This is a genomic window from Arthrobacter sp. TMT4-20 (genome assembly GCF_054510775.1).
In genome coordinates, this window is sequence record NZ_JBTNDW010000001.1 from 579,147 (window position 1) to 604,394 (window position 25,248).

Consider the following 25,248-nt stretch of genomic DNA (forward strand, 5'->3'; position numbering starts at 1 on the left):
CTACGCTAACGCAGGCACGAACCATCATGGCGATTTCAACACCGAGGAATAAGTCTACGCAATGTCCGCCCCGGCGTCGAACCGGAAGACCCGGCGAACCGCCTGGACCGCTAGAAGTGCCCGAAAAAGGCTGAGTTGTGCGACAGTAACGTGGCCGGACGGCGTCTTCGGCCTAAGCTGGAATCACGTCACAGTCCACTGCACCACCAACTCTAAGGGAACACCATGACTGCCACCCCTGATGCCCAGACGCAGGACGCCCCGAACGAGCCACGCCGGCGGATCTCGAAGCGGATTGCCGCCATCGCTGAATCGGCGACACTCGCTGTCGATGCCAAGGCGAAGGCGCTTAAGGCCGCCGGCCGTCCGGTAATTGGGTTTGGTGCTGGCGAACCCGATTTTCCTACACCCGACTACATTGTGGAAGCTGCGATCGACGCGGCACGGCAGCCCCGTTTCCACAGGTACTCGCCTGCAGGGGGGCTTCCCGAACTGAAGCAGGCCATCGCCGAGAAGACGCTGAGGGACTCGGGCTACACGGTTGATCCGGCCCAGGTGCTTGTCACCAACGGTGGCAAGCAGGCCGTCTATGAATCCTTCGCCACCTTGCTCGATCCCGGAGACGAGGTTCTGGTTCCCACACCGTTCTGGACCACCTACCCCGAGGCAATCCGGTTGGCTGGCGGAGTCCCGGTGGAGGTGTTTGCCGGACCCGAGCAGGGCTACCTGGTGACCGTCGACCAGTTGGAGGCCGCGCTGACCCCGCGCACCAAAATTCTGCTGTTTGTTTCCCCATCCAACCCCACCGGAGCGGTTTACAGCCCGGACCAGGTGAAGGAAATCGGCGATTGGGCTGCGGGGCATGACCTGTGGGTGGTTACCGACGAAATCTACGAGCACCTCACGTACGACGGCGTCCCGTTCACCTCCATTGCCACTGCGTCACCTGCAATTGGCGACCGAATGGTGATCCTCAACGGCGTCGCAAAGACCTACGCCATGACCGGCTGGCGGGTGGGCTGGATGATCGGGCCGAAGGACGTGGTGAAGGCCGCCACCAACCTGCAGTCCCATGCCACGTCCAATGTCTCGAACGTACCCCAGATGGCGGCCTTGGCCGCAGTGTCCGGCCCGTTGACAGCAGTTAACGAGATGAAGGTGGCGTTTGACCGACGGCGGATTGCGATGGTGGAGGGGCTGAACGCGATCGACGGCATCGAGTGCCCGGTCCCCAAAGGCGCCTTCTATGCCTACGCTGACGTTCGGTCTCTGCTGGGTCGCGAACTGGGAGGGATTCGGCCAGCGACCTCAGCTGAGCTGGCCGCGCTAATTCTGGACAAGGTCGAGGTGGCGGTGGTGCCGGGTGAAGCGTTCGGCCCCAGTGGGTACCTTCGGCTGTCCTATGCCTTGGGTGATGCTGACCTCGCCACCGGCGTCGGTCGCCTGCAGGAGTTCCTCGCCACGGCGCAGTAATTAACGACGGCGCAGTAGTTTGCACAGTGTCCTCCCGGCCAGCCGCCCGGGCGCTAGAGGAGCCGCCGTTCGGCGGCCCACCGGGTGAGTTCATGCCGGGAGGACAGCTGGAGCTTCCGAAGCACCGCCGATACGTGCGTTTCGACCGTCTTGATGGAGATGAACAGCTCCTTGGCAACCTCTTTGTAGCTGTAGCCGCGGGCGATGAGGCGCATCACTTCGAGTTCGCGGGCCGAAAGCCGGTCGAGTTCGCTATCCACCGAGGCGACTGCCGCGGTGCCGAAGGCGTCAAGGACAAAACCGGCCAGCCGCGGCGAGAACACAGCGTCCCCGGAGGCAACCCTCAGCACGGCTTCGGAAATCTCGGGGCCGGAAATGGTCTTGGTGACATATCCCCTGGCACCGGCACGGATCACAGTCACCACGTCCTCTGCCGCGTCTGACACGCTCAGCGCCAGGAACCGCGTCCCCGCGAGCAGGCCAGTACAGCCCGCGATAACCTCGGCACCGCCGCCGCCGGAACCGCCCGGCAGGTGCACATCCAGGAGCACCACCTGCGGCCGGTGCTCGTGGATGGCAGCAATGGCTTCAGCTACTCCGGCGGCTTCTGCAAGAACTGTGATCCGGCTGTCGAGGTCGGCGCGAAGACCGGATCGGAAGATGGCGTGGTCATCAACCACGACCACCGTGATTGGCTGCTGGGGATCATTCACTGCGCACCGTCTGCTTCCTTTTCTGGCATCACCAGTTTAACCTCGGTGCCTTCCGAGTTACTGCGGATGGACACCTCACCTCCGTGTCGGTCCATCCGGCTATACAGGGAGACGCGGATCCCCATCCGATCCTCCGGAATGGTCTCCGGATCGAACCCGCTGCCCCGATCCCTGACGAAGATCGTCGATCCGGTCGGGCCGGCCTCCAGGTACACGGAAATGTTGCCCCCAGCGTGTTTCGCGGCGTTGAGCACCGCCTCGCGGGCTGCCTGCGCCAGAATCTCCTGCCGCGCGGAGAGTTCAGCGTCCCCCACAACCACTACGTCGATGGGAGTTCCGTAGCTATCCTCGATCTCGGCGGCGAGGGCGCGGATCCGCTCCGCCAGGTTTCCAGACTGCTGGGTGGCATCGGCGTACAGCCAGTTTCGCAACTCACGTTCCTGCGCTCGGGCCAGCCGGACCACATCCTGTTCGGAGCCCGCCCGGTTCTGGATCAGCGCGAGGGTCTGCAGCACCGAATCATGGAGGTGGGCGGCGATTTCGGCCCGTTCAGTTTCTCTGGCCCGCCCCGATCTTTCGGTTTCGAGATCCCGCCAGAACTTCAGCCCCCACGGGGCCAACACCAGAAAGACCCCAGCCAGCACCGCTCCCGTGGCTATCAGTGTTGACCAGGTGAGTTCCCAGGAGATGGACCCGGAAACCATGATCAGCACTCCAACAGTCACCAACAGCAGGCCGGCTACCAGTCGGGCCACGCCTCCGGCCTGCGATGCCCCGGCACGGTTCATCAGGCCAGCACGGCGTGTCTCGTCCAGTTGGGTCCAGGCCAGTACTGCCCCGGCCACCACCACACCGACCGGCAGCAGGGTGTCGAGCGGCAGGTTGGCGCCAAGCTGCTGGGCAATCGCCACTGCCGCCACCAGCAAAAGTGCAGTGCCGAGCAGGACTTCGCGTTTACCGATGAGGGATTGAGTGCTGCCGCGCGACCCAGCCGAGGGATCCGCCGTCGGGCTCACCATTGGGCTTGCGGAACTCCCTACGAAGCTGCTGGTGGCCCCACCGGCAGCCCCCTGGGACGTCGGGAAGGTGAGGCGGGGGCCCACTGGGGTGGGGGCCCGACGGAGTTGTTCCTCCTGGGTGGGGACCAGCACCCACAACCAGCCATAGAGGAAGATCCCTGCCCCGCCGGCAAATGCCAGGCCCACCATGGCGATCCGTGCCACGTTGACCGTGATGCCGAGGTGGGCGGCAAGTCCCGCGCACACACCGGCGATCATCGCGTCGTTGGAGCGAAGCAGGGCTGGTCTCATGACCCAATCCAAACACGATCCCGGGCCGACTGGTGCGGGATTCAGGGAAAGTCAGGTGCCCCTCAGGGACAGGTCAGGGTAGCCCCCGATAGAAACTCTGTTCCCCTGCCGACAGGATTGAGGTATGAACCCGCATCAGGACCCGAACGACCACTCGGATAACCCTCCGATTGAAGCAACACCCGATCCCGTGGAGTCGACTGCCGGACACGGTCAGGACTTCAGCCCCCGGGACCAGCCCGCAGGCGAGGCTCCTCCCGCCGTCAACGGCATGCCTGACCCAGACAGCGCTCCCGGGGGGACGCCTCGGGCCGACACACCCCCAGCAGCCTCCACCAACTTCTTTGGCTGGCTTCGTGGCCTTGGCATCGTCAGGGGTCAGGACCGCTGGATCGGCGGGGTCGCCAGCGGTATCGCGGTCCGGACCGGCCTGGACCCGGTCCTCATCCGGGGCGGGTTTATCCTGCTGGCAATCTTCGGCGGCGTGGGAGTCCTGCTGTACGGCCTCGCGTGGGCGCTGCTGCCCGAACCAGACGGACGCATCCACCTCGAATCCGCGGCGCGGGGCAGCTGGACCTCAGGCATGACCGGCGCCCTGATCCTGACGGTTGTGGGAATCGGCCGCCCCAACTTTCCGTTCTTCGTCGACGACGGTGGTGGTGGTGCATTTTTCTGGACCATCTTCTGGATCGGCGCCGTTATCTTTGGGATTTATGTGGTGGTCACTATGTCGAACAAGAAGACGGACGCCCCAGGGACTGCAAGCGCGCCACCCGCCGGGGCCCACACCAGCTCGACTCACACTGTCGCCACCGACAAACCGGGCACGTCCCGACCGCCGGGCACCCTAACCCCACCGCCTCTGTACAGTGAGCTGCCACCGCTCCCGGCTCCCAGGCAGCGACCGCCTGTGCCGCAGAAACCTCCGGTCCCCAAGCCGAGCGGCGCCGAACTGGCTCTCTACCTGGGTGGCGCACTCATCGCCGTCGGCGCCGTCCTGGTCCTCGACTACACCGGAATTTTCAGCCTGGGCAACTCAGCGATCCCGGTAGCGATCGCCGCTGGCCTGATCCTGCTCGGATTGGGCATCGTGACGCTGGGTCTCCGCGGCCGCACCTCAGGCTTCCTCGGCTTCATGGCTGCAGTCGGCATGGCGGCAGCAGTGGTGACCGGCTCAACCCTAGGCACGGGGGCTCTCACGATCGGCAGCAGTGCCGTCTGGAGTCCCACCACCGAGAGGCCTGCCAGCAACGGATACACCGTGGTTGCGGGTCAGGGCACAGTTGATCTCAGCAACCTGGCCAACCTCGACGAAGACCTGGTGGTCCCAGTGAACTCCCTCGCTGGAAATGTGGGAATCCTGATTCCCGACGACGTCCCGGTCGAGGTGCGCTCCTCAATCGCTCTCGGAGCTCTCAGCACCGTGGATAACGGCCAGGAAGCGACGGCTGGCGGCATGTGGCATCCCGCGCAGATCGATTTGAACCAGGACGCCTCCGGACCGAGGATCATCCTCGAAATCCGCGGCGCCATGAGCCACACCACGGTGGCCGCCACCCAAACCGAACTTGAAAACGTAGGAGGCATCTCGCGATGAGCACCACTGGGTACACTGCCAAGAACGACGGCGGGAAATCAGTCCGCGCCGGCACCGTGGTCTGGGGGCTGATAGCGATCGCGGTGGGAATTCTGGTGCTGCTGTCTCAACTTGTTGACATCAACCTGGACACCGGTCTGGTGCTGATCGGTTTACTGGTCGGCACCGGGGTGGCCCTCGTGGTCGGCGGTCTGATCTCAATGACCGGCCGCAAATCCAACCACCACTGACTACCGAAACGGGTTAGCCTAAATCATGGACAAATTCTTCGATATTCTCCGTAAATCGCCCATCAAGCGTGCCCCGGGCGGGTGGCTCGGCGGGATTGCTTCCGGCATCGCACTGCAGTTCAACTGGCCAGTCGCGTACGTCCGGATCGGCATCCTCCTGAGTTTCCTCCTGCCGTTCATCAGCATCCCGATGTACTTCGTGGCGTGGCTGCTCCTTCCCAAGACGGACGGCACCGTAGCGTTGCAGAAGATCATCGCCAGCCGGTAACGAACGCCGTAGTGAAGTAGGGGGCGCCCCGCAGCAGCGGGGTGCATCTAGGCAGACACTGCTCAGAATGGCGGTGGGGTTTCCGGCCGTGGTGCTGGTGGTGGGTCGGCTGTGGTGAGGTAGGTTTCACCGGCAGGCGAGATCGCGATGATGGTCCCGGGGTCGGGTTGTTGGTAGTGCCAGTAGCCTTCGGTTTTGAACATGTGGTGGCGTTTACACAGGGCCGCCAGATTCCCGTAGCTGGTTTTGCCGCCTTGGGACCAGGGGGTGGTGTGGTCGAGTTCGCAGAACACCGCCAACCGGTTACATCCCGGATGCCGACACGTCCCATCCCTAACCCGGACCGCATCCTTCAGGTCCTGCGGGACCCGGTACGTGGTCGCATCAGCGCCCAGCCTGGCCCCGGTGAAGGGGTGCGTGAGGATCCTGGTGAACGATGGTGCGTGCCCGGCGAGCTGCCGTGCCGTCTCGGGATCAATCGGCCCATAGCCTTCCAATTCACCCGGGGCATCCCCGCCGAGGAGAGTCATCACCGGAACGGTGACGAACACCTTCGCCTGCACACCCCAATACGTGCTGGCCTCCCCCGGCTGACCGGATGCGCTGTTCGTCCCGGATCCGCTGTCCGTCCGCGATTCGGGGTCCGCTGTTCCCGGCCAGCTCCGGTCAGCACCCGGGCCGGCCCCAGCGGCAGTACTAGGTTCGGTCCCAGCGGCAGCAGCAGGGCCAGCTGGGCCAGCTGGGTCGGGTGCTTCACTCATGTGTCCGGTGGGTCCGGCGCTGGTGAGGACATCCACGAGGACGTCGGCGCGTAACTGGGTGAGGGTCCGGTCCTCGTCGGGGCCTTGCAGGTTACGGGCGGCGGTGTCGACGCGGTGGAAAATCCCTGCGGCTTGTTCGGTGGGCAGGAGGGCTGCGAGCCAGGCCATCCCGTCCTGCGCCGGGTCCAGATACACTCGACGGTCCTGGAGCGCCTTCCGGTGCCGCAGGGTGATCGATTCGGGGTGGAAGATGTCACGTAACCGTTGGGCCTGGCGGTAAAACTTCGCCACCGTGGTCTTGCAGGCCAGACCGATGAGCTGGGCCTCGAATGCGGCCATCACGGCGGGAACGGTATCCGGGATACCGATCGCTTCCCCGACCACCGCCCACGCGTGACGGCGCGATAACCTGCCATCCTCCAACGCGGTCAGGGTGGCCCGGTAATCGCGGACCAGCAGCTCACTATGGTCGAGCAGGGAACCAGCCGTGCGCTCCGGCAGACGCAGGGCCGCACCGATCTCCGACGCAGCCAGGGCGTGAGTGTGGTCCTGGTCTTCGGCCCACGGGTGTTCCTCGGCCATCAGGTCATGAAGGTGGGTGGCCGCTTTGGCTTCCTGCGCATCGACCCAGGACCGCAACGCTGAGAGCGTCTGGAGCAGGTTCACGGTCTGCCCCGCGTTCAACGTCACCATCGCCGCGACCGACACCTGACCAGACAACGCCGGCAGCGACGCCGGGCCACCCTCGGCAGCCGGATCAAGAGGATCAGTGGGACCGGGGGGATCGGTGGGATCGGTGGATGCCTTCGGTGCCGTCCAGGTCGAGCCCTCGCCCAGGGGCCCGCCGGCACCATACCCACCCGGGATCCTCGAAGCCCCCGCAGCACCCGCAGCACCCGCACACCCTGGAGCGCCCGGGGACCTGTTCGCGGACCCGGAATCCGGACCGGAATCCGGGCCGGAGTCGGGGAAGAATCCCGGTCCGGTAGAAGAAGCTGTATTGCTTTTCATACCTCCATTCCATCATCGAGCACTGACAAAACAGGGGCCGATTCAGGGTCACCAGAAAAACTTTTTCAACTATTTTTCAACACCAGAGAACCCGCTCCTGAACACCGCTCAACCTTTCCCGGCCAAGGCTGGGATGCGGGTCGAAGGCGTCCTCGTCCGGGGTTTGCCGTCCCGAACCGGCTGATGATCCTGTCCTGCTGTAGCAGGACAGGATCACTCGTCCTACCGGATCTGTCGCCGGGCTGGCCCCGGTGACACGCTGGTGTTATGAAACAGTCAACTGCGTCCAGCCGCACCGAAACACCAGGTTCCGCACCCCCGCCCGATCCGGCGAGCGCCGTCGTCGTCGACTTCCTGACGAAGTCTTACCGGCAGCCGAAGAAGGGTGATCTAGTCGCCGTCGACAAGCTGTCGCTGACCATTGAGACCGGCGAAACCTATGCCCTGTTGGGACCCAACGGTGCCGGAAAAAGCACCACGATCGAGATTCTTGAAGGCCACCGCAAACCAACATCCGGCACTGTCACCGTCCTGGGACAGAACCCGTACAAGGCGCCGGCTTTGTTCCGCTCACGCATCGGCATCGTGCTGCAGGAAGCCACCGATATGGGCACACTGAAGGTCGCCGAGGCACTCAAAGACGCTGCCGCCCTCTATCCCAACCCGCGCCGCGTTGATGAAGTGATGGTTGCTGTGGGGATCGAGGAGAAGGCCGGGGCCCTCATCAAGTCCCTCTCCGGTGGTCAGCGCCGACGGGTTGACGTGGCCCTGGGCATGATCGGCAACCCGGAACTGCTGTTTCTCGACGAGCCCACCACCGGCTTCGACCCTGCCGCCCGCCGCCGGTTCTGGGACCTGATCCGGGGCCTTGGCAAGGATGGAACCACAATTGTGCTCACCACCCATTACCTGGACGAAGCCCAGCACCTCTCCGACCGGCTCGGCATCATCGCGTCCGGACGGGTCATCGCCACCGGCACCGCCGACAGCGTGGGAGGCCCGGACCTCAGAATCCCCCGAGTGCGGTGGAGGGACGACGACGGCCAGCACGAAAAGGCCACCACCTCCCCCGGTGCCCTGATCCACCAACTCACCGAGGGAGGCTCCTGGGAACCGACCGATCTGGAGGTTATCCGGCCCAGCCTCGAGGATGTCTACCTAGAACTTCTGCGCCAGCACGACGCCGACACCGTAACCACCACGACCGCTGACCCGCTGACCTCATCCGAAGGAGAACAGGCATGACCACCCTGAACGCCGGCCAGCAGACCGGCGCTGCACACAACGCAGCCTGGCGGCCCAGCACCCTTGCCCTCGGCGGACGCCGGGCCGTCACCGAGATCAAAGCCTTCAACCGGGACGGGCTGTCGTTAATCCTGATCCTGTTCTTCCCGATTGTCATGATGGCGCTCTTCGGGACCGTGTTCGGCAACGACCCCTCAGTGGGCCCACCCGAGGCAAAAGTCACGATGGCACAGTACTACTTCCCGGGGATGCTGGCGCTCGGCACAATCCTCAGCGGCTTCCAGAACCTCAGCGGCTATGTGGCCGCCGACCGGTTCAACGGCGGGATCAAACGGCTCGCTGGAACCCCGCTACCCATGCTGTCCTATTTCATCGGCAAAATGGGTGTCACCCTGTACCTGATTGTCGGGCAGTCAATCATCCTCGTGATCGGCAGCACTCTCTTCCTCGGCATCGAGCTCCCCACCACCTGGGGCGCCTGGCTAACCGTAGCCTGGCTGCTACTGGGCGCCACTGCCGCCTGGGCGGTCGTCGGGACAGCCTTCGCTTGCATCGCCAAATCGGCTGAAAGTGCTTCGACTCTGGCAGTAATGCCGGTCCTCATCCTGTCCTTCATCTCGGGTGTCTATTTCCAGTTCACGGGTCTCCCAGAGTGGCTGCAACAGGTGGCCAACCTGACGCCACTGCGCTGGACTGCCAGTGGCCTGCGCAGCGTGTTCCTGCCCGAACAGTTTGAACTGGCTGAGCCCGGCCAGACCTGGGCGTTGGGCATGTCAGCCATGGTGATTGGTCTTTGGCTGGTGGTCGGGCTGATTCTGACCCGGCTCACCTTCAAATGGCCACCGCAGAAATGAGGACTTGTGGGCCGCGGCACCTCACCGGACGTAGGGTGTTGGCATGAACACCAAACCCGAGCGCACCGACCGGCTCCTGCCGGAGAACTCGGTGTGGATCCACGGGATGAAGTGGTGGCACATCGGGTTCTACACAGCATTAGTTGTGGTGGTCCTCGTGGTTCTCAACGGGGAGCCGAACCCCACGATCATGGCGGTGACCCTCAGTGCTCTGGGGGTGTTGGCGGCCACGTACCCCTTCCTGACCCGCCAACAACATCTGGGGACGTGGCGTCCTACGGCCTACGTGATCCTCCTCATCCTGGTGGTCGGATTTCTGGCCTTCCTCCCAGGCTCCGGAGCTGTACTCCTCTTCGTGGCGTTTCCGCAGATCTGGATGTTCTCCAGCACGGCGCGTGCAGGGCTCATCAGCACGGCAGCCATCTGCGTCGCGGTGGCAACGGGGCAGCTTGTCCGGTTCGGCGGGTCCCCCGAAGACCTCCTCGGAATCGGACTGCAAGCCGGCCTGTCCTTCCTGGCCTCAACGATGCTGGGACTGTGGATCTACAAGATCATTGACCAGAGCGAGGACCGTGCGCAGCTCCTCGCCGAGCTGGAGGCCGCCCGGACCGAACTCCAACTCGCCGACCAGCGGCAGGGCGCCATGGCGGAGCGGGAACGGATGTCCCGTGAAATTCATGACACCCTCGCCCAGGGCTTCACTTCGGTGGTGATGCTGTCCGAAGCAGCGCTCGCACAGCTGCGCAGCACCCGATTGGACGACGGCGCCGCCCAGGAGCTGGTGGCACGGCTGGACGCCATCAACACCACCGCACGTGACAACCTACAGGAAGCCCGGTCCCTGATTGCGTCGACCGGGCCGTCCCAGCTGCAGGGCGGAGACCTGCTGGGGGCACTGGACAGGCTTGCCTCGGCGGCGACATCAGCGGGCTGTGACACCTCCTCGACTCTGCCCGATGCCCTGCCGCACCTGACCTCGAACCAGCAAATCGCGCTCCTCCGCTCGGCACAGGAGGCACTCACCAATGTCCGGCGGCATGCTTCGGCTTCCCGGTCCCAGCTGAAACTCGAACACTCGGGATCCCATCTGGTCCTGACCGTCAGCGATGACGGCGGAGGGTTCGACCCGGACCTGGATACCTCCGGCTACGGGCTGAAATCCATCAGCGCACGGCTCGGCGAGATTGGGGGGACTCTCAGTATCAGCTCGGCCAACGGAGAGGGATGCGTCCTCCACATGGTGGTGCCCGTCGAAGATCACCAGAGCACCGTTGCGGCCCCGCCTGCTGCGGCGCAGAACCAGCCGGAACGGGTTGAGGCTCAATGACTCCTGCCCAGCCGCGCAGCAGCAGTTCCACCTCACCCAACTCCCCCGCCCACAGTGCCGACGCGGATACGGTCCGAATTCTTGTGGTTGATGACCATCCGGTGGTGCGCGCCGGGCTGATTAACCTGCTCTCCACCGATCCCCGGATTGTGGTCGCCGCCGAAGCAGCCAACGGGGAGGAAGCAGTGGCCGCCGCGACCGACGTCGTGCCCGAAGTCGTCCTCATGGACCTGCGGATGCCGCTCCTGGATGGGGCGGACGCTACCGCCCGCATCCTGGCGAGCCAGCCCGGGGTCAAAGTATTGGTGCTTACCACCTACGACGGCGACTCCGACATTGTGCGGGCCGTCGAGGCCGGCGCGGTCGGTTACCTGCTGAAAGACACCCCGGGTGAAACCATCATCAGTGCGGTGTTCGCGGCGGCCCGTGGGGAAACAGTTCTCGCGCCGCCGATTGCGGCGAAATTGGTGTCACGGCTGAGGGCGCCAGAGCGACCGCGCATGTCGCCGCGGGAACGGGAGGTGCTCCAGTGCGTCGCCCAGGGGCTGAGTAACCCGGATATCGCCGCGAAGCTCTACATTGCCGAAACCACCGTGAAGACCCATCTGCTGCGGATCTTCGCCAAACTGGACGTCGATGATCGAACGCGGGCGGTCGTGGTGGCGATGGAACGTGGCATCCTGAACGGGCACACACCGGGTTCCCGATAGCGGTCTTGCTCCAAAAATGTGTTTAGAATCATAGCTGAGCTCAATGGGGCGCTCTGACCTTTCTACCTCTTCAACCTGCAAGGACCCAGCTCCACATGAAAATCGGAATACTCACCAGCGGTGGCGACTGTCCTGGACTCAACGCCGTGATCCGTGGAGCAGTCCTCAACGGCATCAAGACCCACGACCTGGAATTTGTCGGATTCCGTGACGGCTGGCGTGGTGTGGTGGAGGGCGACATCATCGAGCTCCCCCGTCAGGCCGTCCGGGGCATCTCCAAACAGGGTGGCACCATTCTGGGAACCTCCCGCACCAACCCCTTCGAGGGCAACGGCGGACCCGACGCCATCAAGGCCACCCTCGAACGGCTGGGCATCGACGCGATGATCGTGATCGGCGGCGAAGGAACACTCGCCGCCGCGAATCGGCTTACCGATGCCGGCCTGAAGATTGTCGGCGTGCCCAAGACCGTCGACAACGACCTCGACGCCACCGACTACACCTTCGGCTTCGACACCGCCGTACAGATCGCCACTGAGGCTATTGACAGACTCCGGACGACCGGGGAGTCGCACAGCCGCTGCATGGTGGCCGAGGTGATGGGACGCCACGTAGGGTGGATTGCCCTGCACGCCGGGATGGCGTCCGGCGCCCACGCCATCCTCATCCCTGAGCAGCAGACCAGCCTGGAGCAGATCGCCGAGTGGGTCACCGAGGCCAATCACCGTGGTCGTGCGCCCCTTGTGGTGGTGGCCGAAGGTTTTGTCCCGGCCCACCTGGACCAGGCCCACTCCGAACGTGGCCTCGACACCTTCGGGCGGCCGCGCCTCGGTGGGATCGCCGATCAGCTGGCCCCGGAAATCGAATCCCGTACCGGAATCGAAACCCGCGCCACGGTGCTGGGTCATATCCAGCGCGGCGGGGTTCCCTCGGCGTTCGACCGGGTCCTCGCGACGCGTCTCGGCATGGCTGCCGTTGACTCGGTGGTGGACGAAGCCTGGGGCACCATGGTCTCGCTCAAGGGAACGGAAATTGCGCGGGTGGGCTTCGCGGCCGCTTTGGGTAACCTCAAGGTGGTCCCCCAGCACCGGTACGACGAGGCAGCCATCCTCTTCGGCTAACGTTGCCTAGATGGAACTTGATCCCGGCACCGTCTCAATCATTCAGCTCGGATGGTCTCGGCTGCTGAAACTCGATGACACCGCGTTCGCCGAGGCAGCTGGCGAACGGGTTTACCGCCGGGACGACGACGCCGAGCTGCTGACCTTTGTGCGGCTGTTCGGCGAGGAAGCGTTGGTCGGACCCGGTTGGGCCCTCGACGCAGCAGCAGAGCTCGACGGCGATGTGCTCGCCCGCCACTCGACCCTGCTCCGGCTCTCCAGAGAACAGGGGGGCCGCGGTCTGGGAGCGGCTGGCCTGTATTTTTGCGACAACCTGCCGACCCTCGAACCCCGCGACGACGTGGCAGTGAGCGATGAGCTGGAGTTCGCCGTCGAGCTGGAGCGGCTCTGCCCGCCCGATGACATCGCCGAAGTGGGTCTGAGCGCTCTGGAACACCGCACCATCCTGGTCGATGACTCGACCGCTCCCCCCACACCGTTCGCCGGCGCAGGGTACGACATCTGGAGCGGCATCCTCGCCCATCTGGGGGTACTGGCCGCGCCGGGTCACCGCGGTCAGGGCCACGCCACCTTCATCACCAAGGTGGTGATTGAGGATGCCATGGCGGCGGGACTGATTCCGCAGTGGCGGGCACGCACGGATAACAGCGCTTCGATCAGGACGGCGTTGAAGTCAGGCTTCGTCGCGTGCGGCAGCCAGACCAGCGTGCTGCTACCAGCCGGGCACTAAACAGGGCGGTTGCTACTGCCCGCCGAACAGCTCCAGCAGGTTCTGACGCTTGAACATCTGGGCCGTCTGTCGTGCCGTGGGACTGCCCCGGTCGGGGTCGGCCCCGGCACCTACCAGCACCGCTGCGACGTCGTCATAACCCTTGAAAGCCACGCCCGCCAGTGGCGTCTGACCCTTGTCGTTGACGGCGTTGACATCAACCCCGCGGCGGGCAAGGTCAGCCACGACACTGGCGTGCCCGTGGTAGGCAGCCAGCATGAGGAGACTGTCACCGCCGCTGTTGGTCAGTGTGACGGGAACCCCCGCGTCCAGGTAGCGGCTCAGGGTAGCCGCGTCGCCGGCACGGGCGGCGTCGAACAGCTGGTGTGCCAGTGCGACGGCCTCATCCGCGCTGGTGTCCGGTGAATTGGTGTCCGGTGTGTTGGCATCCGTCATCGCTACCGGCGTCCTTTCAGGAACCCGGTGGCGCGTCCCACCACCTGGCCCGCGTCCGGCGCCACAATGATTTCCTGCGCCGCGGCGTACACCTCATCGCCGTCCTGCACCACCAGTTCACCCAGTGGATCGACCGAACGTTTCACGACGGCGAGCGCTACCGCGCCCATCTCGTAGTGCTGCGCCACAGAGGTCACCGTGCCGACGGTGCGTCCACCGGCGACGACGGCGCTGCCCACCGCGGGCAGGGTGTGCTGGCTGCCGTCGAGCTGCAGGAAGACGAGGCGGCGTGGTGGGTGTCCGAGGTTGTGCACCCGGGCGACGGTTTCCTGACCTTTATAGCAACCCTTGTTCAGATGAACAGCGGTCCGGATCAGGTCCAGTTCGTGCGGAATCGTCTTCTCATCGGTCTCGGCGCCGGCCCGCGGACGCCACGCGGCGACACGCAGCGCCTCGGAAGCCATGGCGCCGGCCAGGCTCAGACCGTGCCCAGCGAGTTCATCCACGGTGGTGGCGAGTTCGGCCTGCGGGATCAGGTATTCGAACCAGGGGCGTTCCAGCCCGGGGTGGTCTTCCTCGGTCACCACCGAATAGGCGTACCCGCCCTCCGTGACCCGCGGCCAAGGGTCGACCCACACGGTGCGTGCTGCCAACGACTCGATGGGTTTCACCGATCCGAGCACCGCCCAGGTCTCTGACACGTCGGCGATTTCCACCCGGAGCATGAACTTCATCCGGTCCAGCCACGCGGCCATACCTGCGGCTTCGAAGCCTTCGACGAGCAGCCAGGTAGTGGTTCCGTCGTCGACCACCCGGGCGTTGTATTCGATCCGGCCCTGCACGCTCAACAGGAGGGTCTCGGAGCTGCTGCCGGGCTCCAGGCCCAACAGGAGTTGCGAAGAGAGGGTGTTCAACCAGCTCAGGCGGTCAGGGCCGGTTACCGTGACCACGCCCCGGTGGGACAGGTCGACGACGGCGGTGCCACGGGCGAGGGCGCGCTGTTCCTTGAAGGGGTCACCGTAGTGGGATGCGGTGCCCTGATCGGGTGCGCCAGCGGCGACGGCGCCGGGCCGGGTGAGCAGCGGGCTGAGATAGGTCATGGTGATGTTAACGCATCCTTAGGCGGGCCGTATTCCTTGGCCAGCCGTGGAGCACGACTGGTCAGGATTCTTTTTTGAGAATCGCGGAGGCGTGGGCTTTCAGCGGCTGGCCGTCGGCGGCGACGTCCCAGCGCCAATACAGGTCGCCCTCCACAAGTCCGTACAGACGTGTGGCGGCCGTGTATTCCTTGGAGTTCTGGCCCCGCATCACCAGGTCGGTGCTGAGCCGAATTTGTGGGCCCTTGATGACCCCGTAGTACAGTTCGGCGATTCCTCCGGGGTGCACAATGGTGGCGGTGATATCGAAACCGTCTTCGGCGTTGCGGAGTTGCTCCACCTCGTCGGCGCTCTTCAGCGCCGGGACGATGTCGGCTGGTTCCAACCCGGGCCCGCCGTCGGCGTCGTTGAGTTTGCGGTCCAGCGCCCAAAACCCGGTTTCCACTGAGAGCGGGCGCAGGCGGGTGCCGTGCTCGTCGGTGAGCCAGCTCTCCGCCGTGTACCGCAGGTACGGGAGCCCGTTCTGGGTGAAAGTGACGAGCTGCTCGAAGTGCTCGGACTCGGACGAACCCTCGCCGAGACGGCCAGAGCCCTTCCAGGTACCCAGCAACCAGGACAGTGGCACCAGTTCGGGCGTGAGGTCCGTGGGAATCTCAAAGGACATGGTGAGCGGGCAGCCTTACTTTTGGCCCTTGTACAGGCGGGTGATCACCAGCGCTGCTACCCCAGCCATCGCCAGCGAAGCGAGTACCAACAGTCCAATGAAGAAGATTTCAAGCGCAAGAATCGACATGCGTCCATCCTAACGCGACGTATCGGCAGCTCTCGACCCCAACGGCGCTCCGGTGCGGCGCGGGCCGGCAGGAGGTAGAAGTTAGGCGGTGAGCAGCTTTTCCAGGAAGTAGACGAGCGAGCCGATCACCAAAATGGGTGCGACGCCGACGGACAGGGCCGCTGCCACGTTCAGTGGCGCTTCACGGGCAAGGAGCAGACGCCGGGTGCACACAATGACCGCTCCACTGATCGCACCCACAATGCCTGCGGCGAGGCCAGGCACATCGGTGAACAGAATGGCACCCAGGGGTCCGGCAGTTGCGGCCAGGACCGTGCCCAGGGGCGCAACAATCCGGTCGGGCCAGGGCAGTAGCGACACGGCCAGGGCAATCATGACGCTGATCCCGGTGACCAGCATCATCCCGGTGTTTCCCGCATTGACCGACAACTGGTCAGCGGCCACCCAGCCGGACCCAAGGCAGACCAGGAAGACCCCCACGCCGACGCCGAGCGTTGATTCCAGCCGAAGGCTTTGGCCGGTTCCACGGAACAGCTGAATCAGGAAGACAGCCCCTAGACCGAGGGCAGCGGCGATAGGCATCCACCGCATGTACTCGCTGTCCGGGGCGGTGTAGGCGGCGGCCGTGGCCGCCAGCGCGCTCGCGGCCATGACCGTTGACTGGGTTTTCTTGGCCGGAACCCCCAGCAGATGAGGCCAGCCGATAGCTCCCACGAGGATGAGGACCGCAGTCACTGCTGCTACAGCACTTAACGAGACGTAGGACGCAGCCACCACCGAGACGACTGCTGTTGCCGCCGCAGCGGCCACCATCCATATTCTCACCCCAGCAATACTGCCTTACCGCTCCGGCAAGTGAAAACGAGGGTCCCGGGTGGGTCGCATCACACCCGGTATACTGAACCAAATCTGACAGGACTGCTGACCTGTGGAGATCGGTCAGGATCTTCATCAGCCGCCCGACCCAGAGCGCCCGATGATGCGCGTCCAAATATATGGAGGACACATGCCGCACATCTTGATGTTGACGAATAGCCCCGGATCCTCGGTGGGTGTGCTTCCCGCGCTCGAATTGCTGAACCACAAGGTCCACATTCTGCCCGCCGAACCGACCGCATTGCTGGAAACCGAGCCCTGCGACGTGGTGATGGTCGACGCACGTAAAGACATGGTCGGGGCCAGATCGCTGACCCAACTGCTGAAAGCCACCGGACTGAGTGCCCCGCTGATGCTGGTGCTCACCGAGGGTGGGATGGCCGCCGTCGCCGCGAACTGGCTGGCTGACGAGGTCGTCCTCGACTCCGCCGGTCCGGCTGAGGTGGAGGCCAGGCTACGCCTCGTCATCGCGCGGTCCAGTGCCGCCGAGACGGAAAGCAGCAGCGAGATCCGCGCCTCTGGCGTCGTCATTGACGAGGCCAGCTACACCGCCCGGGTCGGCGGGGAACCGTTGAACCTGACCTATAAGGAATTCGAGTTGCTCAAGTACCTGGCGCAGCATCCGGGCAGGGTGTTCACCCGGGATCAGCTACTGCACGAGGTGTGGGGTTACGACTATTACGGCGGCACTCGTACCGTTGACGTTCATGTGCGGCGGCTGCGGGCAAAACTGGGCGCCGACCATGAGCAACTGATCGGGACCGTGCGCAACGTGGGGTACCGGTTCACGCTGAACCGGTCCACCGACGACCGGCCAGCGGTCGACGCCTGAGGATTGCCTCCCTCCTGAAGACGCTCCCCAAAACACGCCGCTTAACGAAAGAAGTCCCTCCCCCACTTGCGTGGCGGTGGGACTTCTTTTGTCTTACAAAGTGGAGGACATACGGGTCGAACGTATCGCGGGCACCCCACTGGTGCATCCCCCGTGAACGATCCCCAACTCTACCCCACCGGCTGCGCCAGGCCAAACTCCTCCCCTACGCACGGGGGACCAGGGGGTTAAGCTGGCATTATGACCACAGCCCACGTTCCCACCTGGCCCATTCTCCATTCCGCTGGGGCTCCCGACCCGCGGGTCCTGCAGGACATTCTCGGGCTCGCCGCGGCTGCCGCGGAGGCCGACGGCAACCCTCCTCTGTCCGAGCAGACCCTGGTCAACCTGAAAACCGCGGGTGCCCATCCGGGGTCCCTGCTGGTTTTCGCCACCTACGCGGTCGACGACGACTCTTCCGGCGGAGATCCGGCTGGGGCATCCCACGACACCGAAGAACTGGCCGGGGTTGCGGTGGTGAGCCTGCCCCGCACCGGGACCGGCGCTGATAATGCCGATGAGGGTGAAGCTGGCGGCCCGGGTGTGCTCGAGCTTGTGGTCCGGCCGACCTACCGCAGCCAGGGAGTCGGGACCGCCCTGGCCGACGCCGTCCAGGCCCACGGGCTGCCGAACCTGCATGCCTGGTCCCACGGCAATCACGCGGCGGCTGTCAGCCTGGCCTCCAAGAATGGGTTCGCGCCCGTGCGGGAACTGTGGCGGATGCGTCAGACCCGGGCCGCGTTGGAGGAGTCGGTCCTGGCTCCCACCGCCGAACAGATCACCCTGCCCGACGGCGTTTTTCTCCGCGCCTTCCAGCCAGGCGTCGACGAGCCGGCATGGCTGGCGGCGAACCGGGCGGCGTTCGCCCATCACGCCGAGCAGGGCTCAACCACGCTTGAAGACCTCCAGGCGCGGATGGCCGAAGACTGGTTCGACCCCGCAGGGTTCCTGCTGGCGGTCCGTGAATCCGACGGGCAGCTGCTGGGCTTCCACTGGACCAAGGTGCATCCACGCTCGGGTGACCACCCCGCGATGGGTGAGGTGTACGTCGTCGGCGTCACCCCCGAGGCCCAGGGCATGGGCCTGGGGAAGGCACTGACTATCGCCGGAATCGAGCACCTGCATCGCCAGGGCCTGCAGGCAATCATGCTTTATGTCGACGCCGACAACACCGCCGCTGTGGCCCTCTACCGCAAGCTGGGATTCACCCGCTGGGATGTTGACGTCATGTACGCGCCGCAGGTTTCCGGGGCAAGCTTGTAAGGTGGATCCTGATGCCGTGAAACCCCTCCAGAGAGGGGTGGATCAAGGCAACCTACCCGCTGTCAGGAGACACTATGGAATCGGAAACCGCGGCACGCGTTCCGGCACGGTATGGCTCGTCCGAAGTTGCACCGGCCCGTGCCACCCAGGACCGCATCGACATCCCGGAGTTCGCCCCGAGCCTGCTCCCCTCCGGCGAGATCACGCCTGACCGGTTCCTCGACCGTGAGTCGAGCTGGCTCGACTTCAACGCCCGGGTGTTGGAGCTCGCCGAAGACCCCGACCTGTACCTGCTGGAGCGGGTCAGCTTCCTCTCCATTTTTGCGTCCAACCTGGACGAGTTTTTCATGGTGCGCGTAGCCGGCCTGAAGCGCCGCATCGCGACCGGCCTGGCTGTCCCGTCAGCCGCCGGCCTGAGCCCCATTGAGCAGCTCGAGCAGATCATGGCCGACGGCTACAAGCTGCAGCAGCGTCACGCCGCCGTCTTCGCAGAGAACATTCGACCTGCTTTGGCCGAGGAGAACATTCACCTCACCACGTGGGACGAGCTGGACGACGCCGCCCGCACCGACCTGAACAAGCTCTTCGCCGAGAAGGTCTTCCCGATCCTGACGCCCCTGGCCGTGGATCCAGCGCACCCCTTCCCTTACATTTCGGGGCTCTCACTGAACCTCGCCGTCGTCGTCCGCAATCCGGTGAGCGAAAAGGAACTCTTCGCCCGCGTCAAGGTTCCCGACCAGTTGCCGCGCCTGATTTCGGTGGACGGCCCCCGTGCCGGGAACGTCACCGGCCGTACGGCCCGGTTCATCCCGCTGGAAGAGGTCATCGCCGTCCATCTGGACCAGTTGTTCCCCGGCATGGAAGTCCTCGAACACCACACCTTCCGGGTGACCCGGAACGAGGACCTCGAAGTGGAAGAGGACGACGCCGAGAACCTCCTTCAGGCGCTGGAGAAGGAGTTGCTGCGCCGCCGGTTCGGCCCACCGGTCCGGCTTGAGGTCACCACCGATATCAATCCGAGCATCCGCGCACTGCTGTCACGTGAACTCGGCGTGGAAGAGGACGAGGTGTACGGCCTGCCGGCGCCGCTGGATCTCCGTGGGCTCAGCGTGATCGGCGGCATCGACCGCGGCGAGCTTCGCTACCCGAAGCACGTCCCGCACACCAACCGTGACCTCAAGGAAAGCGAGACGTCGAAGGCTGCGAATGTGTTTGCCGCCATGCGTCGCCGCGACATTCTGCTGCACCACCCGTATGACTCGTTTTCCACCTCCGTTCAGGCGTTCCTGGAGCAGGCAGCGGCCGACCCCAAGGTGCAGGCCATCAAGCAGACCCTGTACCGCACGTCGGGCGACTCGCCAATTGTCGATGCGCTGATTGACGCCGCGGAGTCCGGCAAACAGGTACTCGCCCTCGTCGAGATCAAGGCCCGGTTCGACGAACAAGCCAACATCTCCTGGGCACGCAAGCTGGAGCAGGCCGGGGTGCACGTGGTGTACGGGATTGTGGGGCTGAAGACGCACTGCAAGCTTTCCCTCGTGGTCCGGCAGGAAATCGATGGACTTCGCCGGTACTGCCACATCGGCACCGGCAACTATCACCCGCGCACGGCCCGCTACTACGAGGATTTCGGCCTGTTGACCGCCAATGACCAGGTGGGCCAGGACCTGACCCGGCTGTTCAACCAGCTGTCGGGATATGCGCCGAAATCCACCTTCAAGCGTCTCCTTGTCGCCCCGCGTTCAGTGCGCTCCGGGCTGATTGACCGGATTGAACGCGAGATTGCCAACCAGAAGGCCGGTCTTGCGGCTCGCGTGGTGGTGAAGGTCAACTCGATTGTTGACGAGGCCATCATCGACGCGCTCTATCGTGCATCGCAGGCCGGGGTGAAGGTGGACGTCATTGTCCGCGGGATCTGCTCGGTACGCCCCGGCGTCCCGGGCCTCAGCGAGAACATCACAGTCCGCTCGGTATTGGGCCGTTTCCTTGAGCACTCACGGGTGTTCGCGTTTGCGAACGGCGGAGACCCAGCTGTATTCATCGGTTCGGCGGACATGATGCACCGCAACCTGGACCGTCGGGTGGAGGCGCTGGTGCAGCTCAGCGCGCCCGAGGACATCGCCTACCTCATGTCCCTGCTCGACCGGTACATGGACGAGGGAACGGCGAGCTGGCACCTCGACAACCAGGGCGATTGGACCCGCCATCACAAGGACGACGACGGCGCACCGCTCAGTGACGTGCAGAGCTACCTGCTGGCTTCCCGTGCACGCAACCGGTCAGCGGTCCGCCGCTGATGGCCTCAACTGACGAGGCGGTCACGGAAACCGCCCAGGAGGCGGCGCCGGCGGTGGTGGCCGCGGGTGCTATCTGCTGGCGAAAGGAACAGGGGCAGCTTGAGGTACTCCTGATCCACCGTCCAAGCTATACGGACTGGTCCTGGCCCAAGGGCAAGATCGACCCCGGTGAGACCACCCCTGAGTGTGCAGCCCGGGAAGTGTTGGAAGAGGTTGGCCTGCGGATTTCGCTGGGCATTCCGCTGGCGTCGACTCGTTACGCTGTGGCCTCCGGGCAGAAGGTGGTCTACTACTGGGCGGCACGCACGGAGCGCATGACGGTCCGCCCGGACGGCAAGGAAGTGGACAAGTTCCTGTGGGTCGCCCCGGCCCGGGCGTTGGAGTTGTTGACCAACCCTACCGATCGTGAACCCCTTGAATCGTTGATTGCGGCTTACGCAGCGGACCAGCTGGAGACCTGGCCGCTGATCGTGGTCCGCCATGCCAAGGCGAAGCCGCGCTCGTCCTGGACCCGCGCGGAAGGCGAACGCCCCCTGGCGGCTACCGGTCGCCGGCAAGCCGCAGCAGTGAGCCGGCTCCTTGAGGCCTGGGGCCCGTCCTGGGTGGTGAGCAGCCCATGGGAACGGTGTATTCAGACCGTCGCTCCGTACCTGAAGAACAAGGACATCAAACTCAAACTCGCTGATTCAATGACCGAGCGTAACGCCACCCGCAAGCCGGACAAGGCCCGTTCAACGGTGGAGAAACTCTTCGATAAGCGCCGTCCCGTGGCGCTGTGCACCCACCGCCCGGTCCTCCCCCTCATATTTGGCGTGCTGCAGCGCCACATGCCCGACACCCTGGCAGTTGGGCTGCCGGCCGACGACCCGTATCTGGCGCCCGGAGAAGTGCTGATTTCCCACGTCAGCACCAGGGCTCCGGGGCGCATTGTCGCGCTCGAGCAGTTCAGGGCCTACGACGACTAGCTCCCGTGGCTGTCCCCCGCCTGGCTGGTCACTGTAGTCAGTAGGAACACGGAGTCCTCTATGGCCTCAACCCCGTGACGCACATGAGTCAGTGCGACTATGTCGCCAGCTATCACTTCCGCCTGGTCCTGGCCGGTGATCCGCACCCGGCCGCGCAACACGTACATGCTCGCCGCCGGTGGGGAATTGTGCTCGGCAAGAACCTGCCCGTGCCTGAGCCCGATGATGGTCTGACGAAGTGGCCCATCATGAACAACAATTTTGGCGGAACGGCCCTTGTCACTCGCCATTGCTTCTTCCAACGCCGTCGTAAGAGCCGATTCAACACTAGTCATACTGCCTCCTGAGGTGCGCTGTCGTCTCGGATCCAACCGGAGGGGTCCAAGAATGCTGGCAAGTCTATAGGCCTATGGAGGTAAAGATGTTCCCCGCGTTGAGGTTGCCCACCAAGTACCCCGAAATCGGCAAACGCCCCCGATATATCTACGGCGTTTGCCGGTTTCTGCCGCACTGGCCGGGTTCAGCTGCGTCGACGCCGGCTCATGGGGTTGACGCAGTGCAGAAGGCACGCACCGCTGGGATGACCGACCAGCACCTGCTGGAGCTCGTCCGCGCCCACCAGATAACCCGCCGGTAGGTGTGAAGCGCGCCGGGTGGCCTTAAAGCACTCAACCACTAGAGTGGATGGGGTGAGTTCACAACCCATCCCCACCCCGTACGAGGATCTGCTGCGCGATGTGATGGCCAACGGTGCGGTCAAGACCGACCGCACCGGCACTGGAACGCGCAGCGTCTTCGGGCGACAGCTGCGCTTCGACCTCGCGGACTCCTTCCCGCTGGTCACCACCAAGCGCGTGCATTTCAAATCCGTGGCCCTGGAGCTGCTCTGGTTCCTTCGCGGGGATTCCAACGTGTCCTGGCTGCAGGAACGCGGCGTCAAAATCTGGAACGAATGGGCCGGCGACGACGGCGAACTCGGCCCGGTCTACGGCGTCCAGTGGCGCTCCTGGCCCACACCCGACGGCGGTCATATCGACCAGATCGCCCAGGTGGTCGAGGACCTCAAAACCAACCCGGATTCCCGGCGGCACCTGGTCTCCGCATGGAATGTCTCCGAACTGCACAACATGGCCTTGCCGCCGTGCCACGCGTTCTTCCAGTTCTACGTGGCGGACGGCAAGCTGTCCTGCCAGCTGTACCAGCGTTCGGCGGACACCTTCCTCGGTGTGCCGTTCAACATCGCCTCCTACGCCCTGCTGACTCTGATGGTTGCGCAGCAGGTGGGGCTGGAGCCAGGGGAACTCATCTGGACCGGCGGCGACGTCCATATCTACGACAACCATGTGGAGCAGGTCAGGGAACAGCTGACTCGTGAGCCCTACCCGAGCCCCAAACTGCTGATCAACCGCAAACCCGAGAGCATCTTCGACTACACGCTGGAGGACTTTGACGTGGTGAATTACCAGCACCATCCCACTATCAAGGCACCGATCGCCGTATGAGTTCAATGAATCGCGGCATCATCGAGGCCATCGGACGGGAACCGTTCGTCGGCATGATCTGGGCCCAGACGGAAAACGGTGTGATCGGGAAAGACGGCGGAATGCCGTGGCGTCTCCCCGAGGATATGGAGCACTTCAAGCGGACCACCACGGGGCATCCGGTGATCATGGGTCGCCACACCTGGCAGTCCTTTCCCGCCAAATATCGCCCCCTCCCGGACCGCACCAACATCGTGGTGAGCAAGCACGGGCTGGAGGCAGGTGAGTTGGCGGGCGCCGTCGTCGTCGACTCGCTGGAGGACGCACTCGAGGAAGCCCGACGCAGTCCGGGAGCCGAGCAGATCTGGGTGATCGGCGGCGGGCAGATCTACGAAGCCGCCCTGCCAATCGCCCAGGCGGCCGTCGTGACAGTGATCGAGTCGACGACCAAGGGCGACACCTTTGCCCCGACGCTGGGGCCGGACTGGCAACTCGATGGCGTCACTCCACAGCAAGGCTGGCTTTCGGGCGCCAACGGCACCCGCTACCGGATCAGCCTGTGGACCCGCGGCCGGGACTAGCCGGATAACTCCGGCGAGCTTCGTAACCAAGCGGGGCTCACGGGGGTCCTGACCTAGACTGGTAGCATGACTTCTGCAGTAAATAGTTCATCCTCAGCGCCCAGCGTCGGCTTCGTCGGCTGGCGCGGCATGGTGGGATCGGTCCTGATGCAGCGCATGCAGGACGAGGGCGACTTCCGCCTGATCAACCCCGTGTTCTTCTCCACTTCCAACGTGGGAGGCCCCGCGCCGTCGTTCGCTGAGGGCGCCCCGACGCTCCAGGACGCGTACGACGTCGACACGCTGGCCAAGCTCTCCACCATCGTCACCGCCCAGGGCGGCGACTACACCGCCGAGGTGTACCCGAAGCTGCGCGACAGCGGCTGGGACGGACTGTGGATCGACGCGGCGTCAACGCTGCGGATGGAGTCCAGCTCCATCATCGTGCTGGACCCGGTGAACCGGGACGTAATCGACGCCGGCCTCTCCCGCGGTGTGCGCGACTTTGTTGGCGGTAACTGCACCGTCTCCTGCATGCTCATGGGGCTTGGCGGCCTGTTCCGCAACGGCCTCGTCGAGTGGGGAACCTCGATGACGTACCAGGCGGCGTCCGGCGGCGGCGCCCGCCACATGCGTGAACTGTTGAACCAGTTCGGTGCCATCCACGGTGCCGTGGCGCCCAATCTGGACGATCCGGCGTCGGCCATCCTGGCCATCGATCAGGCGGTCCTGGCGCAGCAGCGCAACCCTTCGATGGACGCGTCACAGTTCGGGGTGCCGCTGGCGGGATCGGTGATCCCCTGGATTGACGCCGATCTCGGTAACGGGATGTCCCGCGAGGAATGGAAGGCCGGCGCCGAAACCAACAAGATCCTCGGCACAGATGCGGTCGACGGCGGCCGGATCCCGTTCGATGGGCTCTGTGTCAGGATCGGGGCCATGCGGTCACACTCGCAGGCGCTGACCCTGAAGCTCACCGAAGACGTGCCACTCGCCGAGATTGAACGCCTCATTGACAGTGACAACGAATGGGCGACGGTAATCCCCAACACCAAGGAAGCAACCATGGCCGGGCTGACACCGGTCGCGGCGACCGGTTCGCTGTCAGTCCCTGTGGGTCGGCTCCGGAAGCTGGAGATGGGACCGCAGTATCTGAGTGCCTTCACCGTGGGAGATCAGCTGCTGTGGGGCGCCGCAGAGCCGCTGCGCCGGATGCTGCTGATCTCCACCGGAAACCTTTAGGAACCAGACTTCCAGGGA

Annotated in this window: 26 protein-coding genes; 18 read left to right on the forward strand and 8 right to left on the reverse strand. The window is 64.6% G+C overall.

The window, feature by feature from the left end:
- Nucleotides 1-225 precede the first annotated feature (225 nt).
- Nucleotides 226-1,473 carry a pyridoxal phosphate-dependent aminotransferase gene (locus tag ACX80Z_RS02685; protein ID WP_019481468.1) on the forward strand — a complete coding sequence of 416 codons (1,248 nt, stop codon included), beginning with the start codon at nt 226-228 and terminating at the stop codon, nt 1,471-1,473.
- 53 nt (nt 1,474-1,526) lie between these two features.
- Here ACX80Z_RS02685 and ACX80Z_RS02690 read toward each other — a convergent pair whose 3' ends face one another.
- Together ACX80Z_RS02690 and ACX80Z_RS02695 are read right to left on the reverse strand one after the other, a co-directional pair.
- Nucleotides 1,527-2,186: a LuxR C-terminal-related transcriptional regulator gene (locus ACX80Z_RS02690; protein ID WP_459314831.1), complete on the reverse strand. Its 660-nt coding sequence runs from the start codon at nt 2,184-2,186 to the stop codon at nt 1,527-1,529.
- A complete protein-coding gene (locus tag ACX80Z_RS02695; RefSeq protein WP_459314832.1) occupies nt 2,183-3,496 on the reverse strand; it encodes an ATP-binding protein in 1,314 nt (437 codons plus the stop codon). The genes ACX80Z_RS02690 and ACX80Z_RS02695 overlap by 4 nt, the downstream gene beginning before the upstream one ends.
- A gap of 124 nt (nt 3,497-3,620) precedes the next feature.
- Here ACX80Z_RS02695 and ACX80Z_RS02700 point away from each other — a divergent pair, with 124 nt between their 5' ends.
- Genes ACX80Z_RS02700 through ACX80Z_RS02710 form a run of 3 tightly spaced genes read left to right on the forward strand, consistent with a single transcriptional unit; the run spans nt 3,621 to nt 5,591 of the window.
- Nucleotides 3,621-5,093, forward strand: coding sequence for a PspC domain-containing protein (locus ACX80Z_RS02700; protein ID WP_459314833.1), 1,473 nt, complete (start codon nt 3,621-3,623; stop codon nt 5,091-5,093).
- On the forward strand, nt 5,090-5,323 hold the full coding sequence (locus ACX80Z_RS02705; protein ID WP_019481464.1) for a hypothetical protein: 234 nt from the start codon (nt 5,090-5,092) through the stop codon (nt 5,321-5,323). The genes ACX80Z_RS02700 and ACX80Z_RS02705 overlap by 4 nt, the downstream gene beginning before the upstream one ends.
- A 25-nt stretch (nt 5,324-5,348) precedes the next feature.
- Entirely contained in the window at nt 5,349-5,591 is a 243-nt protein-coding gene (locus ACX80Z_RS02710) for a PspC domain-containing protein (protein WP_019481463.1), read from the forward strand.
- Between the two features lie 62 nt (nt 5,592-5,653).
- Here the strand turns inward: ACX80Z_RS02710 and ACX80Z_RS02715 are convergent, their stop codons facing one another.
- Complete coding sequence (locus tag ACX80Z_RS02715; protein ID WP_459314835.1) at nt 5,654-7,363, reverse strand: HNH endonuclease signature motif containing protein; 1,710 nt, start codon at nt 7,361-7,363, stop codon at nt 5,654-5,656.
- 267 nt (nt 7,364-7,630) lie between these two features.
- Between ACX80Z_RS02715 and ACX80Z_RS02720 the strand changes: the two genes are divergently transcribed.
- The 6 genes from ACX80Z_RS02720 (at nt 7,631) to ACX80Z_RS02745 (ending at nt 13,350) form a co-directional block, all read left to right on the forward strand.
- Entirely contained in the window at nt 7,631-8,608 is a 978-nt protein-coding gene (locus ACX80Z_RS02720) for an ABC transporter ATP-binding protein (RefSeq protein WP_459314836.1), read from the forward strand.
- The gene (locus ACX80Z_RS02725) at nt 8,605-9,462 is read left to right on the forward strand and encodes an ABC transporter permease (RefSeq protein WP_459314837.1); all 858 of its coding nucleotides are present in this window, start codon (nt 8,605-8,607) and stop codon (nt 9,460-9,462) included. Before ACX80Z_RS02720 ends, ACX80Z_RS02725 begins: the two co-directional genes overlap by 4 nt.
- 43 nt (nt 9,463-9,505) lie before the next feature.
- Entirely contained in the window at nt 9,506-10,789 is a 1,284-nt protein-coding gene (locus ACX80Z_RS02730) for a sensor histidine kinase (RefSeq protein WP_459314838.1), read from the forward strand.
- Nucleotides 10,786-11,499, forward strand: a complete 714-nt coding sequence (locus ACX80Z_RS02735) for a response regulator (protein ID WP_459314839.1) — start codon at nt 10,786-10,788, stop codon at nt 11,497-11,499. Before ACX80Z_RS02730 ends, ACX80Z_RS02735 begins: the two co-directional genes overlap by 4 nt.
- Before the next feature lie 95 nt (nt 11,500-11,594).
- Nucleotides 11,595-12,620 carry a 6-phosphofructokinase gene (locus tag ACX80Z_RS02740; RefSeq protein ID WP_019483722.1) on the forward strand — a complete coding sequence of 342 codons (1,026 nt, stop codon included), beginning with the start codon at nt 11,595-11,597 and terminating at the stop codon, nt 12,618-12,620.
- 10 nt (nt 12,621-12,630) lie between these two features.
- A complete protein-coding gene (locus ACX80Z_RS02745) occupies nt 12,631-13,350 on the forward strand; it encodes a GNAT family N-acetyltransferase (RefSeq protein ID WP_019483721.1) in 720 nt (239 codons plus the stop codon).
- A 12-nt stretch (nt 13,351-13,362) separates the two neighbouring features.
- On the opposite strand, the gene ACX80Z_RS02750 is transcribed toward ACX80Z_RS02745, so the two are convergent.
- The 4 genes from ACX80Z_RS02750 to ACX80Z_RS02765 form a co-directional block, all read right to left on the reverse strand.
- Nucleotides 13,363-13,785, reverse strand: a complete 423-nt coding sequence (locus tag ACX80Z_RS02750) for an ankyrin repeat domain-containing protein (RefSeq protein WP_459314840.1) — start codon at nt 13,783-13,785, stop codon at nt 13,363-13,365.
- Between the two features lie 2 nt (nt 13,786-13,787).
- On the reverse strand, nt 13,788-14,885 hold the full coding sequence (ygfZ, locus tag ACX80Z_RS02755) for a CAF17-like 4Fe-4S cluster assembly/insertion protein YgfZ (RefSeq protein WP_459314841.1): 1,098 nt from the start codon (nt 14,883-14,885) through the stop codon (nt 13,788-13,790).
- 61 nt (nt 14,886-14,946) lie between these two features.
- Entirely contained in the window at nt 14,947-15,546 is a 600-nt protein-coding gene (locus ACX80Z_RS02760) for a nitrobindin family protein (protein WP_116778270.1), read from the reverse strand.
- 210 nt (nt 15,547-15,756) lie between these two features.
- On the reverse strand, nt 15,757-16,500 hold the full coding sequence (locus ACX80Z_RS02765) for a hypothetical protein (RefSeq protein ID WP_459314842.1): 744 nt from the start codon (nt 16,498-16,500) through the stop codon (nt 15,757-15,759).
- 181 nt (nt 16,501-16,681) lie between these two features.
- On the opposite strand from ACX80Z_RS02765, the gene ACX80Z_RS02770 reads away from it, so the two are divergent.
- The 4 genes from ACX80Z_RS02770 to ACX80Z_RS02785 all read left to right on the forward strand — a co-directional run bounded on the left by ACX80Z_RS02770 (nt 16,682) and on the right by ACX80Z_RS02785 (nt 21,947).
- Entirely contained in the window at nt 16,682-17,383 is a 702-nt protein-coding gene (locus ACX80Z_RS02770) for a winged helix-turn-helix transcriptional regulator (protein ID WP_024477494.1), read from the forward strand.
- Nucleotides 17,384-17,623: 240 nt separating this feature from the next.
- Nucleotides 17,624-18,685, forward strand: coding sequence for a mycothiol synthase (gene mshD / locus ACX80Z_RS02775; RefSeq protein ID WP_459314843.1), 1,062 nt, complete (start codon nt 17,624-17,626; stop codon nt 18,683-18,685).
- A 74-nt stretch (nt 18,686-18,759) separates the two neighbouring features.
- Nucleotides 18,760-20,982, forward strand: coding sequence for an RNA degradosome polyphosphate kinase (locus ACX80Z_RS02780; RefSeq protein ID WP_019483712.1), 2,223 nt, complete (start codon nt 18,760-18,762; stop codon nt 20,980-20,982).
- Nucleotides 20,982-21,947 (forward strand): NUDIX hydrolase, encoded by a 966-nt coding sequence (locus ACX80Z_RS02785; protein ID WP_459314844.1) that lies wholly within the window; start codon nt 20,982-20,984, stop codon nt 21,945-21,947. Before ACX80Z_RS02780 ends, ACX80Z_RS02785 begins: the two co-directional genes overlap by 1 nt.
- Here ACX80Z_RS02785 and ACX80Z_RS02790 read toward each other — a convergent pair.
- Nucleotides 21,944-22,282: a cupin domain-containing protein gene (locus tag ACX80Z_RS02790; RefSeq protein WP_459314845.1), complete on the reverse strand. Its 339-nt coding sequence runs from the start codon at nt 22,280-22,282 to the stop codon at nt 21,944-21,946. The genes ACX80Z_RS02785 and ACX80Z_RS02790 overlap by 4 nt on opposite strands.
- Before the next feature lie 74 nt (nt 22,283-22,356).
- On the opposite strand from ACX80Z_RS02790, the gene ACX80Z_RS02795 reads away from it, so the two are divergent.
- From ACX80Z_RS02795 to asd, 4 genes are all read left to right on the forward strand, one after another.
- Nucleotides 22,357-22,584: a hypothetical protein gene (locus ACX80Z_RS02795; RefSeq protein ID WP_459314846.1), complete on the forward strand. Its 228-nt coding sequence runs from the start codon at nt 22,357-22,359 to the stop codon at nt 22,582-22,584.
- Between the two features lie 103 nt (nt 22,585-22,687).
- Nucleotides 22,688-23,449 carry a thymidylate synthase gene (locus ACX80Z_RS02800; protein ID WP_050995003.1) on the forward strand — a complete coding sequence of 254 codons (762 nt, stop codon included), beginning with the start codon at nt 22,688-22,690 and terminating at the stop codon, nt 23,447-23,449.
- Nucleotides 23,446-24,009 carry a dihydrofolate reductase gene (locus ACX80Z_RS02805; protein WP_024477502.1) on the forward strand — a complete coding sequence of 188 codons (564 nt, stop codon included), beginning with the start codon at nt 23,446-23,448 and terminating at the stop codon, nt 24,007-24,009. The genes ACX80Z_RS02800 and ACX80Z_RS02805 overlap by 4 nt, the downstream gene beginning before the upstream one ends.
- A 66-nt stretch (nt 24,010-24,075) precedes the next feature.
- Nucleotides 24,076-25,230: an aspartate-semialdehyde dehydrogenase gene (asd, locus tag ACX80Z_RS02810; RefSeq protein WP_459314847.1), complete on the forward strand. Its 1,155-nt coding sequence runs from the start codon at nt 24,076-24,078 to the stop codon at nt 25,228-25,230.
- Nucleotides 25,231-25,248: the final 18 nt, after the last annotated feature.